Annotated in this window: 13 protein-coding genes; 8 read left to right on the forward strand and 5 right to left on the reverse strand. The window is 64.1% G+C overall.

From position 1 onward, the window contains the following. Positions 1 to 44 precede the first annotated feature (44 nt). Positions 45 to 1,646, forward strand: a complete 1,602-nt coding sequence (locus tag ACFPO9_RS11690) for a diguanylate cyclase domain-containing protein (RefSeq protein ID WP_379770829.1) — start codon at positions 45 to 47, stop codon at positions 1,644 to 1,646. A 701-nt stretch (positions 1,647 to 2,347) separates the two neighbouring features. Here ACFPO9_RS11690 and ACFPO9_RS11695 read toward each other — a convergent pair. Then, entirely contained in the window at positions 2,348 to 3,307 is a 960-nt protein-coding gene (locus tag ACFPO9_RS11695) for a hypothetical protein (protein WP_379770831.1), read from the reverse strand. A gap of 240 nt (positions 3,308 to 3,547) precedes the next feature. Between ACFPO9_RS11695 and nirK the strand changes: the two genes are divergently transcribed. Next, the gene (gene nirK / locus ACFPO9_RS11700) at positions 3,548 to 4,936 is read left to right on the forward strand and encodes a copper-containing nitrite reductase (protein WP_379770834.1); all 1,389 of its coding nucleotides are present in this window, start codon (positions 3,548 to 3,550) and stop codon (positions 4,934 to 4,936) included. A gap of 61 nt (positions 4,937 to 4,997) precedes the next feature. On the opposite strand, the gene ACFPO9_RS11705 is transcribed toward nirK, so the two are convergent. The 3 genes from ACFPO9_RS11705 to ACFPO9_RS11715 form a co-directional block, all read right to left on the reverse strand. Beyond that, positions 4,998 to 6,209, reverse strand: coding sequence for an NRAMP family divalent metal transporter (locus ACFPO9_RS11705; protein WP_379770836.1), 1,212 nt, complete (start codon positions 6,207 to 6,209; stop codon positions 4,998 to 5,000). An 83-nt stretch (positions 6,210 to 6,292) separates the two neighbouring features. Beyond that, entirely contained in the window at positions 6,293 to 7,687 is a 1,395-nt protein-coding gene (hemN, locus tag ACFPO9_RS11710) for an oxygen-independent coproporphyrinogen III oxidase (protein ID WP_379770839.1), read from the reverse strand. Positions 7,688 to 7,705: 18 nt separating this feature from the next. Continuing rightward, the gene (locus ACFPO9_RS11715; protein ID WP_379770841.1) at positions 7,706 to 8,893 is read right to left on the reverse strand and encodes an NnrS family protein; all 1,188 of its coding nucleotides are present in this window, start codon (positions 8,891 to 8,893) and stop codon (positions 7,706 to 7,708) included. A 240-nt stretch (positions 8,894 to 9,133) separates the two neighbouring features. Between ACFPO9_RS11715 and ACFPO9_RS11720 the strand changes: the two genes are divergently transcribed. The 4 genes from ACFPO9_RS11720 to ACFPO9_RS11735 all read left to right on the forward strand — a co-directional run bounded on the left by ACFPO9_RS11720 (position 9,134) and on the right by ACFPO9_RS11735 (position 13,398). Beyond that, complete coding sequence (locus ACFPO9_RS11720; protein WP_379770843.1) at positions 9,134 to 11,416, forward strand: nitric-oxide reductase large subunit; 2,283 nt, start codon at positions 9,134 to 9,136, stop codon at positions 11,414 to 11,416. A gap of 82 nt (positions 11,417 to 11,498) precedes the next feature. Next, positions 11,499 to 11,915, forward strand: a complete 417-nt coding sequence (locus tag ACFPO9_RS11725; protein ID WP_379770845.1) for an RrF2 family transcriptional regulator — start codon at positions 11,499 to 11,501, stop codon at positions 11,913 to 11,915. Next, positions 11,912 to 12,136 carry a DUF2249 domain-containing protein gene (locus ACFPO9_RS11730; RefSeq protein ID WP_379770847.1) on the forward strand — a complete coding sequence of 75 codons (225 nt, stop codon included), beginning with the start codon at positions 11,912 to 11,914 and terminating at the stop codon, positions 12,134 to 12,136. The genes ACFPO9_RS11725 and ACFPO9_RS11730 overlap by 4 nt, the downstream gene beginning before the upstream one ends. Beyond that, entirely contained in the window at positions 12,133 to 13,398 is a 1,266-nt protein-coding gene (locus ACFPO9_RS11735; protein WP_379770850.1) for a permease, read from the forward strand. The genes ACFPO9_RS11730 and ACFPO9_RS11735 overlap by 4 nt, the downstream gene beginning before the upstream one ends. Here ACFPO9_RS11735 and ACFPO9_RS11740 read toward each other — a convergent pair. Next, a complete protein-coding gene (locus ACFPO9_RS11740) occupies positions 13,386 to 14,057 on the reverse strand; it encodes a Crp/Fnr family transcriptional regulator (RefSeq protein ID WP_379770852.1) in 672 nt (223 codons plus the stop codon). The two genes, ACFPO9_RS11735 and ACFPO9_RS11740, sit on opposite strands and share 13 nt — an antisense overlap. A gap of 155 nt (positions 14,058 to 14,212) precedes the next feature. Here ACFPO9_RS11740 and ACFPO9_RS11745 point away from each other — a divergent pair, with 155 nt between their 5' ends. Next, complete coding sequence (locus tag ACFPO9_RS11745) at positions 14,213 to 14,848, forward strand: YitT family protein (RefSeq protein WP_379770854.1); 636 nt, start codon at positions 14,213 to 14,215, stop codon at positions 14,846 to 14,848. Positions 14,849 to 14,899: 51 nt separating this feature from the next. Beyond that, on the forward strand, positions 14,900 to 15,319 hold the full coding sequence (locus ACFPO9_RS11750; protein WP_379770857.1) for a ribonucleotide reductase subunit alpha: 420 nt from the start codon (positions 14,900 to 14,902) through the stop codon (positions 15,317 to 15,319). Positions 15,320 to 15,336: the final 17 nt, after the last annotated feature.

Here is a 15,336-nt window from a genome sequence, read left to right on the forward strand (position 1 = left end):
TACGCAGGGCTTGTAGAATGCCACTTCCGTGTTCAGGTGCTTCCATGCAATCGATCGTTCGTCTAGGTTCCCTTAAGTTCCGTATCACCGTTGTCGTGGCAGTATCCGCATTGCTTGCCGCTAGCCTCGTGGCCCTCGCATCGCTTGCAGTAACAGAGCAAGAAATGATGCATATTGTTGGGGACCAGCAATACACGCTGCTGGAAAGCGTGGCATCCAACATCGATGAAGACCTCGAGTCGAAGCGAACCATGCTGAAGATTCTCGCCGAGGCCCTGGAGGCTGCCCTCATCCATGACGGTGCGCAGCTTCAAGAATTCCTTGAAAAACGTGGGACTTTGCGCGACGAATTTTTCAACGTGGTGGCTTTCGACCCGAATGGCACCGTCATCGCCAGCCTGGCCGATCGACGTGCAATTGGCACGAAGGGCTTTCAACATCGAGAATATTTCACTCGAACGGTCATGGCGCGCGAGGGTACGACCTCCGAGCCTTTCCGAAGCGCCTTGTCGGGAAAGCCGGTGGTGCTGGTAACACAACCGGTGTACGCCGACGATGGACGATTACTGTTTATCCTTGGTGGCGGTATCAACCTCGAAAGTCCGAGATTCTTCGGACAGCTTTTGAAGCTCAAGCCCGGCGACAGCGGTTATTTATTTTCAGTGACAACAAAGGGCGTGATCATTCACCACCCCACGCCTGGGCGGATTCTTGCGAACGTCAAGTCTGAGCCAGGAGGGGCAGTAAAGTCGACGCTCGCCGCGATGTCGGGTTTTGAGGGTTGGACCGAGGGTGTCAGTAAATCGGGGGTCCACGCGCTCATTTCATACAAGAGACTTCGCTCGGTGGATTGGATCGTTGGCGCGGTGTACCCGGTTTCCGAGGCGCTTACACCGATCATCGACATGCGCCGAAAGGCATTGATCGCGTCTTTCGTAATCGCAATCGCTACTGCGGTGATTGCGTGGTTTGCAGTGCTCCGCTTGCTGCGGCCGCTTGCCGCTTTAAGGCGGCATGTTGCAGGTCTTTCAGACGGCGAAACAGATATTTCTGTGTTCGACGTAGATAGAAAGGACGAGTTTGGTGACCTTAGCCGTGCCTTCTATAACCTGTCTCAGGAGCGAGCAAAAGCAGAAGCCGAACTGGCGGAACTCGCACAAACCGATGCACTTACCGGCGTTTATAACCGCAGAATGCTGGAGAAAACGCTTGCCTTTGCGGTTGCGCGAACGAAACGCGCGTCGTATAAGATCGTTCTGGCGTATATGGATATCGATCACTTTAAAGCGATAAACGACGGTCTTGGGCATGCGTGCGGCGACGCGATTCTCGTTGAGTTTGCTCAGCGGCTCTTGTCCGTTGTTCGTACGGCAGATACGGTTGCACGCCTTGGCGGCGACGAGTTTGTCATCGTCTTCGAGCACGTACGCGAGGTAACGGAAGCTCAGGCTCTTGGCGAAAAGATCGTTGATGTCATGCGGCGACCATTTAACTTGCCAAATAAAACCCTATCAATCACAACTAGCGTGGGGCTTGCCATATCCGACGAGTGCAAGGACACGCCGGAACTCATGTTGGCTCGTGCAGATACGGCTCTTTACAAAGCCAAACAAGCCGGGCGTGACCGTTATGTCGTTTCCTGTTAGAGCGCATCTGTGAAAACGCTCAATATGCTTCAAATGGGATCGAAAGCTGGCAGGAAGATGCGGGCGATACGTGTGGCGAAAGCGCTGACGTAGATCAGCGCAATAGCACTGATCTACAGATATGCTGGAGGCGAGGACGGGAGTCGAACCCGTCTAGACGGCTTTGCAGGCCGTTTTTCATCCATATCAATCAATGAATTAGGCGAGAACCGCAGTTTTGCACCACATGAGCTCGTTAAAGAGAGCCTTTCAAGATGAGAAGAAACCGGCACGGTGCCGGTAAAAGCCGGTCTTCGACCGGCTGGCTTCGGACGAAGCGGGACTCTAGAACGCATAACCGATACCAAGGCCCAGCAGCAGCGGGTCAACCTTCACTCGACTGGCGCACCCTTGCAATCTCGACATCCCTGCGGTTTTGCTCCTTCTTGACAGCGAGGTTGACACACCAGTGTCGGTCGATCCTGAAGTCGACACGGCTCCCCGTTCTTTATCGCGACCGTGGACAGGATTGACTTGCTTTAGGCGATGGATTTAAGACGTTGCGTGCCAGGCCGGCCAGGCAAGACATTCCCATGCTGCTGGTGCACTGGAGCTGCGTTGCTCGCGACGGTCTCGCGAAGGGCCGCCCATGACATCACATGGACTGGCATCGCCGCAGGAGCTTTCAAAAATGTAGCCGAGTCGCCGGACGCAACCGGAATTCACAGGCGGCCCGAGACGCCGAACATCAAGGCTCTGTCGGCAGTAAGCTGCACACCGTTGACGTGCCGTAGCACCGGCTGCTGAAAGAAGCCGTAGGCCTGCAGGCGTTCGCTGAAGGTGTAAGAAAGGCCTGGGCTCAGGAACAGGTAGCGTCCACCGCTATCGGCGGGTTCGGCATTGACGCCACTGTCGCGCGCCTTGTGAACGAAGTTCAGCTGCGCCAGCAGGCCCAGGCGCTCGCCTACCCCTTTCCGGTAGCCGAGGTCGGTACTGAACTGCGCGCCCGCCTTGTAGCCGTCGCGGCTGTTCAGCGCGCGCTGGTATTGTCCTTGAACGAACCAGGAAGCATCGTCGGCCGTGCAACGCTGGTGGAAGTAGCTGCCGACGATCAGATCGGTCGTCCCGGTACCGGGCTGCAGGCTCCGCTCCGCGCGCTCGCTTTCGGCGTTTTCTACGGTAAAGTGGCCTGTCGGCAGCTTGAGTCCAATGACGATGCCAGCCCTGCCGGGGTTCATCGCATCGCCCGTGGCGGCGTACTGATAGCGCGCCAGCAGGCGTACGTCCCCGAGTTCGGTGAACTTCCATTCGTTCGTCAGCGCCGCACCGTGGTGATTGTGGATGTGCGCGTGATCGCGGTCGCCGAGCGCCGCGCTGATCGAAAGGCCCCATCCATTGCCGAAACCATGGCTGTAGGTAGTCATCAGGTTGCGGTTGACGGTCTCGACCTCATCGTGGTGATGCGGTATCTGGCCGACCGCTACCTTGTCTCCTCCCGAGAAGGCTTGATCCTGGTCGATGTACTCATAGTGCAGATCGAAGCTTGAGCCGGCCTCGATCAGGGCGCTGTGCGAGGTCCAGTTCGTGTTCACGGTGCAGAAAGCCGAGCCGCAGCTTGCAAAAGCGGCGCCCGGGAGAATGAATGCGACAGCGATGGCGTGACGAAGTGTGCTGGCTTTCATATCTGATCCTTATCAGTTGATTTAAATTTTTCCGTTTGGAAAAATCATAGCCGTCGCGAAGTCGATTCTTGAATGATTCAGATCAAGGTCCTGCACCATGAATCGATGTGCCGCGAGGTACTTACCCGATCCGCGCTGGCTTGAAAAGGCTTGATCCGAATCATTTCTACTACTCATCCCTGAAACCTATGATTGCGTCGTATCAACGACAAAACACAGGTATATAAAATGAAACCCAAGATGCTCCCTTATCTCATCGCCTCCGTCCTACTGGGTGGCGGCATGCTCGCGCCAGCCTATGCCCAGCATGAGCACATGCATGCGCCTTCGGCAGTGCAGACCGTTGCGGATGTCACGTTCACGCTGCGCACCGATATCTCTGACGGCAAGTTGGTCTTCATGGGAGACGCGGGGCCGATCAACGGCAAGGCCAACCCGACCCTGAACGTGCCAGTCGGCGCAGTGGTCCAGATCAACCTCGTCAACGGCGATGGCGCCACGCACGACATCAGCGTCAAGGACTTCGACGCCAAATCGAACCAGGTGAACGACAAGGGCGCGAGCACGACCATCGTGTTCCGCGCCAACAAGAAAGGGACCTTCGACTATGTCTGTTCCCTGCCGGGCCACGTCCAGGCCGGCATGATCGGGAAGATCGTCGTCGGCGAGCCGGCGGCGGACACCCGGCCAAAGGCGGCCGACATCTCGCGCGATCCGCACGACCTTCCCCCATCGGTCGGCAAGCGCGGCCCCCAGCACCTCAGCGTCAATCTGGAAACCACGGAAGTCATGGGCCAGTTGATGGACGGCTCGACCTACAAGTACTGGACCTTCAACAGCAAGGTGCCGGGTCCTTTCATCCGCGTGCGCGTGGGCGACACCGTCGACGTCAACCTGAGCAACGCGAAGGACAGCCATATGATCCACTCGGTCGACTTCCACGCGGTAACCGGCCCGGGCGGCGGCGCCACGGTCACGCAGGCGGCGCCCGGTTCATCGAAGTCCTTCACCTTCAAGGCGCTCAATCCCGGCCTGTACGTGTACCACTGCGCCACGCCGATGGTGGCCCAGCACATCTCCAATGGCATGTACGGCATGATCCTGGTCGAGCCGGAAGGCGGACTGCCGAAGGTCGACCGTGAGTTCTATGTGATGCAGGGCGAGCTGTACACGGCCCAGCGCCATGGCACCGCAGGGGAAAACGAGTTCTCGCTCGAGAAGCTGCTCGCGGAGCAGCCGGAACATCTGATCTTCAACGGCAATCACGACGCCCTTACCAAGACCCACCGCATGGAAGCAAAGGTCGGCGAGACGGTACGGATCTTCTTCGGTGTCGGCGGCCCGAACGCCACCTCGAGCTTCCACGTGATCGGCGAAGTGTTCGACCGCGTGTACAGCCTTGGCGACCTCACCACGGCGCCGCTGCGGAATGTCCAGACCACGACCGTGGCCCCCGGCGGCGCGACCATGGTCGAGTTCAAGGTCGACGTACCGGGCCGCTACATTCTGGTAGACCACGCGCTGTCTCGCATGGAAAAAGGCCTGGCCGGCTTCCTGTATGTGACGGGCGATCCCAATCCGGCCGTGTTCCGCTCGACCAGCAGGCCGGACGCACTGTCCGGACACTGAGGGAAGGCCATGAACGCCGCGTCCGCGCGGCGTGGCCGGCGAGACGCACTCGCCGGTCGGCTTACATCAGCAGCATCGCCGCCACCGCGCACGCCATGACAACGGTACTCAGCCAGCCAAGCAGTTTCAGGCGTGGGCGGGCAGCCAGGCTGCCCATGATGTCGGTGCGCGTCACAATCAGCATCATGACGGTCATGATCGGTACTGAAATGACGCCGTTGACGACTGCGCTCCAGTATAGGGCCTTGATGGGGTCAATGGGCGTGAAAATCAGGCCCATTCCCGCCAGCGTCGAGATAGCAATCATCGTGTAGAACCGCGGCGCCATCGCCGGCTTGTCCTCGAGGCTGCTGCGCCATCCCAATGCGTCGGACACCGCGTAGGCGGCAGAGCCGGCAAGTACCGGTATCGCAAGCATTCCCGTTCCGACGATGCCGAGGCTGAACATCAGGAAAGCCGCCTGGCCTGCCACTGGGCGCAGCGCTATGGCCGCCTGGGCGCTCGTCTGGATATCGCTGACGCCATGGACGTGCAAGGTCACTGCGGTCGTCAACATGATAAAAAACGCCACCAGATTCGAAAAGGCCATGCCGATGCACGTATCGAGCTTGATCCGGGCGAAATTCCTTTTTACCTGCGCAGGCGGGCACTTCAGCGGGTGTGCCGCCGGGTCGGACCTGAGCTCTTCCACTTCCTGCGATGCCTGCCAGAAGAAGAGATAGGGGCTGATCGTCGTTCCGAACACCGCGACGATGGTGGTGACATGGGACGCGCTCCACGGCAAGCCGAGCACGTCCCCCGGATGCAGAAATACTGCGTTCCAGGGCACGTGCACGGCGAAGACTGTCCCGACATAAGCAAGCAAGCCCAGCGTGAGCCATTTCAGCAGGCGCACATAACGCGAGTAGGGAATGAAGACCTGTAGCAGTACCGAGGCGAGCCCGAAGCCGATCGCATACAGGTGCGCAGGACCACCCATCACCAGGTGGACCGCGTCGCCCATTGCCGCCACGTCTGCTGCGATATTGATGGTGTTCGCGACCAGAAGCAGGCCCACGATGAAATACAGCAGCGACGGCGGATAATATCGGCGGATATTGGCTGCCAGCCCCTGGCCCGTGACCCGCCCTATTCTTGCGCTGACGATCTGGATACCCATCATCAAGGGGTAGGTGAACAGCAGCGTCCACAACATCCCGAAGCCGAATTGGGCGCCGGCCTGCGAATACGTCGCGATGCCGCTCGGATCGTCGTCAGCTGCGCCGGTGATCAATCCGGGGCCAAGCTTGCGGATCCAGGCCTTATCGGGACGATCGGAGGGGCCCCGGACTGGCACGCTTTGGAGGAAGCGGTATTTCAGATCGTCCTCGAGTAACGAAGACGCTGCAGCGGCACGGCCTCGGGCGTGCCGAAGTATTTGTCGAACACCATGCACACGTTGCGGATCAGTAGCCGACCCTTGCGGCTCACCTGGAGCCCATCGTCTCGCAATTCGAGCAGGCCTTCGGCGCCGAGCGCCGCCAGCTGCGCCAGCTCGGCCGCGAATCCGGCGCTGAAGTCGATTCCCCAGCGCTGTTCCAGTGCGCCGAAGTCGAGCTCGAAATTGCACATCAACTGCTGGATGATGTGCCGCCGCGCGAGGTCGTCGGCCGATAGGCGGAACCCGCGCGCGACGGGCAGCACACCCTCGTCCAGGCGCGAGTAATACGCCTCGAGCGATTTTTCGTTCTGGCTGTAGGTGCCGTTGACGGCGCTGATCGCCGACACGCCGCAGGCGACGGTGTCGATCGCCGCGTGAGTCGAGTAGCCCTGGAAATTGCGGTGCAGAGTGCCATTGCTCTGCGCAAGCGCCAGCTCGTCGTCCGGTCTCGCAAAATGGTCCATGCCGATGTAGACGTAGCCGGCCGCGCACAAGCGTTCGATGCACAGCCCAAGCATCGCAAGCTTGGTGGCCGCATCGGGCAGGTCCTCGTCGCGGATCAGCTTCTGCGATTTGAACATTTGCGGCATGTGCGCATAGTTGTAGACCGAGATCCGGTCCGGATCAGCCTCGATCACCTTGTCGAGCGTCTGGGCCATGGTGGACAGGTTTTGCAGCGGTAGCCCGTAGATCAGGTCGATGCTGACCGAGCGGAAGCCGGCTGCGCGTGCCGCCGCGATCGCGTCGCGCGTCATCGCTTCCGGCTGCACGCGGTTGACGGCGCGCTGCACGTTCTCGTCGAAGTCCTGGACGCCGAGGCTCAGGCGGTTGAAACCCTGGGCCCGCAGGGAGTGGATGCGCTTCGCATCGACCGTGCGCGGATCGATCTCGATCGAATATTCGCCATCCTCGTCGCCGGCAAATTCAAAGCGGCTGCGCAGGAAATCCATCAAGGCACCCATCTGTGCGTCGCTAAGGTAGGTCGGCGTGCCGCCGCCGAAGTGCAGCTGCTCCACCGGGCCGCAGGCCGCGAACAGGCTGGCCTGCATGTCGACCTCGCGCACCAGGTAACCGAGGTATTTTGCCGCCTTGCTGCGGTCATGGGTGATGATCTTGTTGCAGGCGCAGTAGTAACAGAGGGACTCGCAGAATGGCACGTGCACATACAGCGAGAGCGCCCGTCCGGGAACGCCGCCCCATGCCGCGGCTGCGAAATCGATGGCTGAGAACCCGCTGTTGAAACGGTCGGCGGTGGGATAGGAGGTGTATCTCGGCCCGCGCTGGCTCATGCGGGAAATCAGTTCGGGGTCGAAATCGACGGTATGTTGCATGATGAGGCTTTCGTTGGTTCAGCCTTCGCGTCCGTCGGGGCGCGGGGCAGTAAGGAGCGGCAGGTAGGCCGCGACATAGGCCAGGAAGCAGCCGCTCCAGCATACGGTGGCAAGGACCAGCCAGGGCATCCGCGAAGCAGGCGCCACGGCGGCCGCGAAACGGGCCAGGACGGCGCCCTGCGCCAGCACGTACATCAGGGTTTCCGCACGTCCGGCCTTTAGCGGACGGCCAGTGTGGCCGAGCGCGGTGCGGGTGATCATGCCGATCACCAGTCCGGCGAGCGAGCCGACGGTCAGCAGGTGCAGCGCCGCGCTCTGCGTCACCACGCCGTACTGGGCCAGCGCCAGCGCGGCAAATCCGAGCGGAATCCAGGCGTACGAGAGGTGCAGGATCCACAGCAAGGGGTTGCGCCAGGTGCGCCACGGCTTCCAGCCGGCCAGGCGCAGCGCCTGGGCCGCCGCGGCGGCCAGCGCGAGCGCCGCTGTGAACGGCGCCGGCAGACCCACGGTCCAGGCGGCGCCGGCCAGCACGGTCAGAATCAGCGAGGCCTTGTCGCGGCGGGCGTCCTGCACCGGCTTGGTGCCGGGCGCACCGTTGGCGGTGAACATCGGAATCACGCGGCCGCCGATCACGGCCTCGATCGCCACGATCAGCACGATGGCGGCATGCACCGGCGCCAGCGGGTCCAGGCGCAGCCAGCCCAGGGCGGCGGCGTGATATAGCAGGTTGGACAGCGCCAGCAGCCCGAGCAGGACCACGAGAAACATGTTGCGGCGGTTGCCCGACTGCTTCAGCACCCTGTACAGCGGCAGCGCGGCAAGCGGCAGGAACGCCAGGTCGACCACGGCCGCCGGCAAGGGCGGTGCGGCCAGCATGGCGGCGCGCCCCGCCACCCAGACGCCGGCGATCGCCGCCAGCGGCCAGCCGCGCGGCGTCCACAGCTTGGTCCAGTTATAACCGGCCGTGTACAAAAAGCCGACGATGACGGCGATGGCGAAGCCGTACACCATCTCGTGCATGTGCCAGAGCATGTCGATACGGGCCGGAACCGGCCAGCCCGCCTGCGCCGCCACCCACAGGGGCACGCTGACCGCGGCGAAGGCAGCGGCCAGCAGATAAAAGGGCCGGAAGCCAAGGCCGAACAGGGCCGGGCCGGTGCGCGGCGCCGGTGCGGGGCGGGCTTCTTCGATGGTCATGAGCGGCATGCGGATTCTCCTGAAAGCTGCATTTGATCCGCATGTTAGTTGGGGGCTGCGGACCCCGCAATCCGCCAAAGTGACTAGCCCCCTAGCCCGTGCCGCCGGCCTGCAACGGCCTTCCTAAACTGGATCAAGGATTTCAAATAAAAGCTGCATGTGATATGCAACAAATGCCGGACTGGACCCAGAATATGTCGTTGGCGCTGTCCGGCGCCACCGATCAACCACCCGTGAAGGAACGAGATTATGCAAGCGACACGCAAACTCTGGGCCTGGCTCGCGGTCATCTGTGTACTCTCTTTTGCCACCCTGCTGATGGTGGGAAGGGAGATTTACCTGAAGGCCCCGCCGATCCCGACATCCATCGTCGATACCGGCGGCCATACCCTCTACACCGGCGACCAGGTCCGGCTCGGTCAGCAGGCCTGGCTGTCGGCCGGCGGCCAGCAGCTCGGCACCGTCTGGGGCCACGGCAGCTACGTCGCGCCCGACTGGTCGGCCGACTGGCTGCACCGCGAAGCCCTGGCTCTGCAGGAAAACCTGGCGCAGCGCGACCACCGTACCGCCTACAGCCAGCTCGACGGCGGCGCCCGCGCCCGCATCGACGCACTGGTGAAGGACGAACTTCGCCACAACAGCTACGACGCGGCCACGGCTACGCTAGTCGTATCGGGCGAGCGCGCCGCCGCGATGCGCGACGTGGCGGCGCACTACGCCGGCCTGTTCGGCACCGATCCGAAGCTGGACAAGTTGCGCGAGCAGTACGCCATGAATGCCGGTTCGCTGCCGCAGGCCGACCAGCGCGCAGCGTTGACCGGCTTCTTCTTCTGGTCGGCCTGGGCCGCCGCCACCGACCGTCCGGGCGAAACCGGCCTGTCCTACACCAGCAACTGGCCGCACGAACCGCTGGTCGGCAATACCCCGAGCGCCGGCACCGGCATCTGGTCGATCGCCAGCGTGATCCTGATGATCGGCGCGATCGCCGCCATGGTGCTGTTCCATTCTGCCCACAAGGAGGAAGACGATCCTGCCCCGCCCAAGGCCGACCCGCTGTTCAGCCTGAAAGCCACGCCCTCGATGAAGGCGACCAAAAAGTACTTCCTGGTCGTGGTGGCCCTGATCCTGGCCCAGGTCGGCATGGGCGTGATCACCGCCCACTATTCGGTCGAAGGCCACAGCTTCTTCGGCTTCCCGCTGGCCGACATCCTGCCCTACACCGTCAGCCGCACCGTCCATACCCAGTTCGCTGTGCTGTGGATCGCCACCGCCTGGCTGGCAACCGGCCTCTACATCGCCCCGGCCATCTCCGGCCGCGAGCCGAAATTCCAGAAGCTGGGCACCGACGTCCTGTTCTACGCGCTGCTGTTCATCGTCGCCGGTTCCACCATCACCGGCTGGCTCGGCACCCTGCAGCACCGTGGCGTCGACTTCAGCTTCTGGCTCGGCAACCAGGGCCTGGAATTCACCAGCATGGGCCGCATCTGGCAGTACCTGCTGTTCGCCGGCCTGCTGTTCTGGGCCCTCCTGCTGGGCCGCGGCCTGTGGCCCGCGCTGCGCCGTCCGTCGGAAAGCCGCGGTCTGATCGCCATGGTGTTCCTGGCCGCGCTGTGCATCGGCGGCTTCTATGCCAGCTCACTGGCCTGGGGCCAGCACACGCACTACGCCATGATCGAATACTGGCGCTGGTGGCTGGTGCACCTGTGGGTCGAGGGCTTCTTCGAAGTATTCGCCACCGCGGTCATTGCCCTGCTGTTCTCGCGCCTGGGCCTGATCCGCGCCGCCACTGCCAACAGCGCCATCGTGCTGGAAACCATCGTGTTCCTGTTCGGCGGCATCCTCGGCACCCTGCACCACCTGTACTGGACCGGCACCCCGACCTCGGTGATCGCCATCGGCGGCATGTTTTCCGCCCTCGAAGTGGTGCCCTTGTCGATGATCGGCATCGAAGCATACCGCAATTACCAGCGCTCGAAGGCCGCGCCGTGGGTCAAGAGCTATAAATGGGCGATCCTGTCCTTCATCGCCGTCGGCTTCTGGAACATGGTTGGCGCCGGCCTGCTGGGCTTCTCGATCAATACCCCGATCGCCCTCTACTACATGCAGGGCCTGAACCTGACCGCCGCCCACGGCCACGCGGCCCTGTTCGGCGTCTACGGCATGCTCGGCATCGGCCTGATGCTGTTTTGCCTGCGCGGCCTGTCCGACCGCCTGGCCTGGTCAGACGCCCTGCTCAAGCCGATGTTCTGGCTGCTGAACATCGGCCTGGCGATGATGGTCTTCATGGCCCTGGTGCCGGCCGGTATCTACCAGGCCGTCGCCGGCATCACCAGGGGCATGTGGTATGCCCGTTCGCCCGAGGTGATCCACTCGGCCTTCATGGAAAACATGGTCTGGCTGCGCGTACCGGGCGACATCGTGTTCAGTATTGGCGTGCTGTGCCTGGCGCTGTTCGTCCTGCGCCTGGCGCGCCGCAAGCCGGCGACGGCCGAAGCGTCGGTGACGGCCGGCGCCCCGACCACCAAGGCCTGAGTTGATCTGAGTTGCGGGCGCCGGCCGGACCGATTCCGGCCAGCGCCCGTCTTCGCACATATTGCGCGCACAAGGAGCCAGCATGCGCCTTACCGACCATACCGACTACGCCCTGCGGGTCCTGATGTATCTTGGCGCCCACGACGGGCGCCTGGCGACCACCGACGAGGTGGCCACCTTGCACGGCATCTCCCACAACCACCTCACCAAGGTCGTCAACCAGCTCGGGCACGCCGGCTTCGTCAAGACGGTGCGCGGTCGCGCCGGCGGTATCCGCCTGGCGCGACCGGCCTGCGACATCACGGTCGGCGACGTGGTGCGCTGTACCGAGCCCGACCTGCACGTGGTCGCCTGCCTGGATGGACGACCGAGTGGCTGTGCGTACGCCGATACCTGCTGCCTGAAGCGCATTTTCCGGAGCGCGACCTCGAGTTTCCTCGACGTCCTCGACCGCGTACCGCTCTCCAGCCTGCTGGCGCCGGCGGGAGCCCCGGCATGAACGCCCTGCGCTGCCTCGACCTGCGCGGCCTCCAGCCGCCCGAGCCGATGGAACGGGTACTCGACGCCCTCGACCTGCTTGCCGGCGATGCCATCCTGGAAGTCATTCTCGACCGCGAACCGCATCCCTTGTACCGTATTCTGGCCCGCAACGGCTACACTTGCACGGCACGATGGGCGCCCGAGGGCTGCCGCGTCAGCATCCGCAGGGCCGCCGCGTGAGGCGCGCGCTCGAACTCGGGCGCACCCCGGGCCCGTCGCTGCCGCTGCGTTTCCTGCTCACCGCGCCCTGGTTCGGCGTGGCGGCCGGACTGCTGCTGGCCTGGCACGGCGGCGACGCGCTGGCATCGCGCTGGAGTGGCATCACGCTCGCCATGGTGCACCTGCTGACGCTCGGCTTCCTGAGCATGACGATGGCCGGTTCGCTGCTGCAGATGCTGCCAGTGGTGGCCGGGCTGCCGCTGCGCGGCGAGCGCCTGGGACGCTGCAGCTGTCCGCTGCTGGCGGCCGGCACCGTCCTGCTGGCGCTGGCCTTCGCCACCGGCGCGGCGCCGCTGTTCGCTGCGGCCGCCGCCACGCTGGCGGGAGCCTTCGCGCTGCTGCTGGGCTGCCTGCTGCCTACCGTGTGGCGGCGCGACGGGGCGCCCGCATCGATGCTGCACATCGTGCGCGGCATGCGCAGCGCAGCCGCCATGCTGGCGGCAACCGTGTGCGCGGGCCTGGCACTGGCCGCCTGGCTGGCCGGCGGCCCTGCAATGCCGGCGCTGGCGCTGACGGACGTGCATGCCGGGCTCGGCCTGGTCGGCTGGGTCACCCTGCTGGTGGCCGCCGTGTCCTTCCAGGTGCTGCCGATGTTCCAGGGAACCTCGCCTTATCCGGCGCCCGTCGTCCGCTGGCTGGTGCCGGCGCTGGCGCTGGCACTGGCCGCCTGGGCCGCCGCGCGCTGGTTCGACGCGCCCTGGCGCGACGCCTTCGGCATGGCCGGTGCGGCCGGCACCGCGGCATGGATCGCCGCCGGCTGGCGCCTGCTGGCCCGCCGCCGCTCGACGCCCGACCCGACCACGGCGCACTGGCGTCTCGCGCTGGCGTCGCTGGCGGCGGCCTGCGTATTCGCCTGGCCCGGGCCGGCCGGCGACGCTCGCACGCTGTTCACGGGCGTCGCCTTCCTCGTTGGATTCGCGATGACGGTGGTCGACGCCATGCTGGTCAAGATCGTGCCCTTCCTGCTCTGGTATCACATGCAGGAGCGCGCTGCGCCCGGAACGCGGGTCCCGAAAGCCATCGAGCTCGTGCCGGCGTCACGCATCCGGGCGCAGTTCCGCTGCCATTCAGCGGCCGTCGGGCTGGGAATGCTGGCGTGCTGGATGCCTGTGCTGGCCAAGCCGGCCGGGCTGATGCTGGTCGCCGACTGCCTGCTGCTTGCCGCGAGCCTCAGCGCGCCACTGCTGCGGCACCGCCGGCTGTTATATCTTCAGCCTTCGTAGGCGCGCAGGCCATCGGCGTCGAGGATCTCGATGACGCGTCCGTCGACACGGATCAGCTCGCGTACCGACAAATCATGCAACACGCGTGAGAAATACTCGGGCGTGATGTTCAGTCGGGAGGCGATCGAACGCTTGCTCACCGAGAGCGTCAGCCGCTCTCCGGTTTCCGGCGCGTCCTTGAGCAGATAGCCCACCACGCGCTGGCCGCCGGTATGCAGGGTATAGGCTTCGACATCCGCGATCAGGCCGTGCATGCGGCGGCTGATCCCGGCCAGCATGCGGCGGGCAAGGGCCGGGTGGCGATCGAGTTCAGCGAAGAGGCCGTTCTTTCCGACATGCAGCAGCATGCAATCCTCGAGCGCGGTCGCGGTCACCACGTAGGGCTTGTCCATGAACATCACTGCCTCGCCGAAGCTCTGGCCGCGTCCGAGGATCTCGACGATCTTTTCCTGTCCCTGTGCCGACACGAAGCCCAGCTTCACCTGGCCGTACACGACCGAGTAGAAGCCCGAACACGGGTCGCCGCGCTCGAAGATGGTGCGCCCGCGCGGCGCATGCACTTCCGTGGCCGCGTCGGCGATGGGCCCCAGCTCGTTGTCGCACAGGTCCGAGAACAGCGGCATTTGACGCAGGAACCTGCGGGGATCGATGGCGTGCATGGGGTTTCCTTTCGATGTGATCCCATCCATTGTCGACCCGTCAAGCCGGAAGCGGGATACGCCGGAAGAACTAGCCCGCTTACGCCATCGTGCAGACAGCCAGGCGGAAAGCTGCTCTCTACAATGATCGCACTGCAACCGAAGACGACCCAGACATGGCAAGCACCCCTACGGCCGCGGCGCCATCGGCGCGCACACCGGCCCCGCACACGCTGTTCGACGACGCTCAGGCCCTGGTCGCCGGCACCATGCTGGCCTCGCTCGGCGTGGCGCTGATGACCAAGGCCGGCCTGGTCACCGGCGGCATCGCCGGCCTGTGCCTGCTGCTGCACCATGCCACCGGTGCGCCGTTCGGTGCGATTTTCCTGGTCCTGAGCCTGCCCTTCTACCTGTTCGCGATCCGCCGCCTGGGCTGGACCTTCACCCTCAAGACCCTCGGCGCGGTGCTGCTGTTCTCGAGCGCAGCCGAACTCCTGCCGCGGGCGCTGGACCTGGCGCGCATACAGCCGTGGTATGCAGCCTGCATGGGCGGCATTCTGGTCGGCACCGGCCTGCTGGTGCTGTTCCGTCACCAGGCAAGCCTGGGGGGCTTCAACGTGCTTTGCCTGTGGCTGCAGGAGCGCCGCGGCTGGCCCGCCGGCCTGGTGCAGCTCGCGATTGACACGCTCATCCTCCTGGCCTCATTGACCGTCATCGCACCGCGCCCGTGGTTGTATTCGCTGCTGGGCACCGCGATCCTGAACCTTACGCTCGCCGTCAACCACCGGCCCTGCCGCTACGCCGCGCGCTGATACCCGCTGATGCGCGCCCACCGTCTTGAACGATCCGACCTTTTAACCAATATGCAGACCACCGCCCCCACCCTGTCCAGCTTCAACGACTTCCTCGCCGCCGCACGCGCCCAGCCGGACGCGCAGCGCCTCCTGTTCGTGTTCGGCGTCGCCGAACTTCCGCCCACCCACAGCCCCGGACAGGCGATCCGCTTCCGCGAAGGCAGGGGCGGCGCCCTGTCGCCGGTCATGTGCGTCGACAAGGCCATCGGTGAACTCGCGGACTTCCCTGCCCTGGTGGCGGAATCGCGCAGCACCGGCCAGCCCTGGGACGTGGTGTTCGCCGCCGCGCTGGCCGCGCCCGCCGGTCGCGAACCGTCGGAGCCAGAGGTCGAGCAGGCGCTGCGCTCGATGATCGGGGCGGTCCACCGCGGCGCGGTCGAGCGCTTCCTCGCCTTCGACGCCGAGGGCCGGTCACTGCTTTTATCCTGAAGCTTGAACCGGTTTAA

The organism is Massilia aerilata, assembly GCF_042656905.1.
Classification (GTDB): Bacteria; Pseudomonadota; Gammaproteobacteria; order Burkholderiales; family Burkholderiaceae_D; genus Telluria; species Telluria aerilata.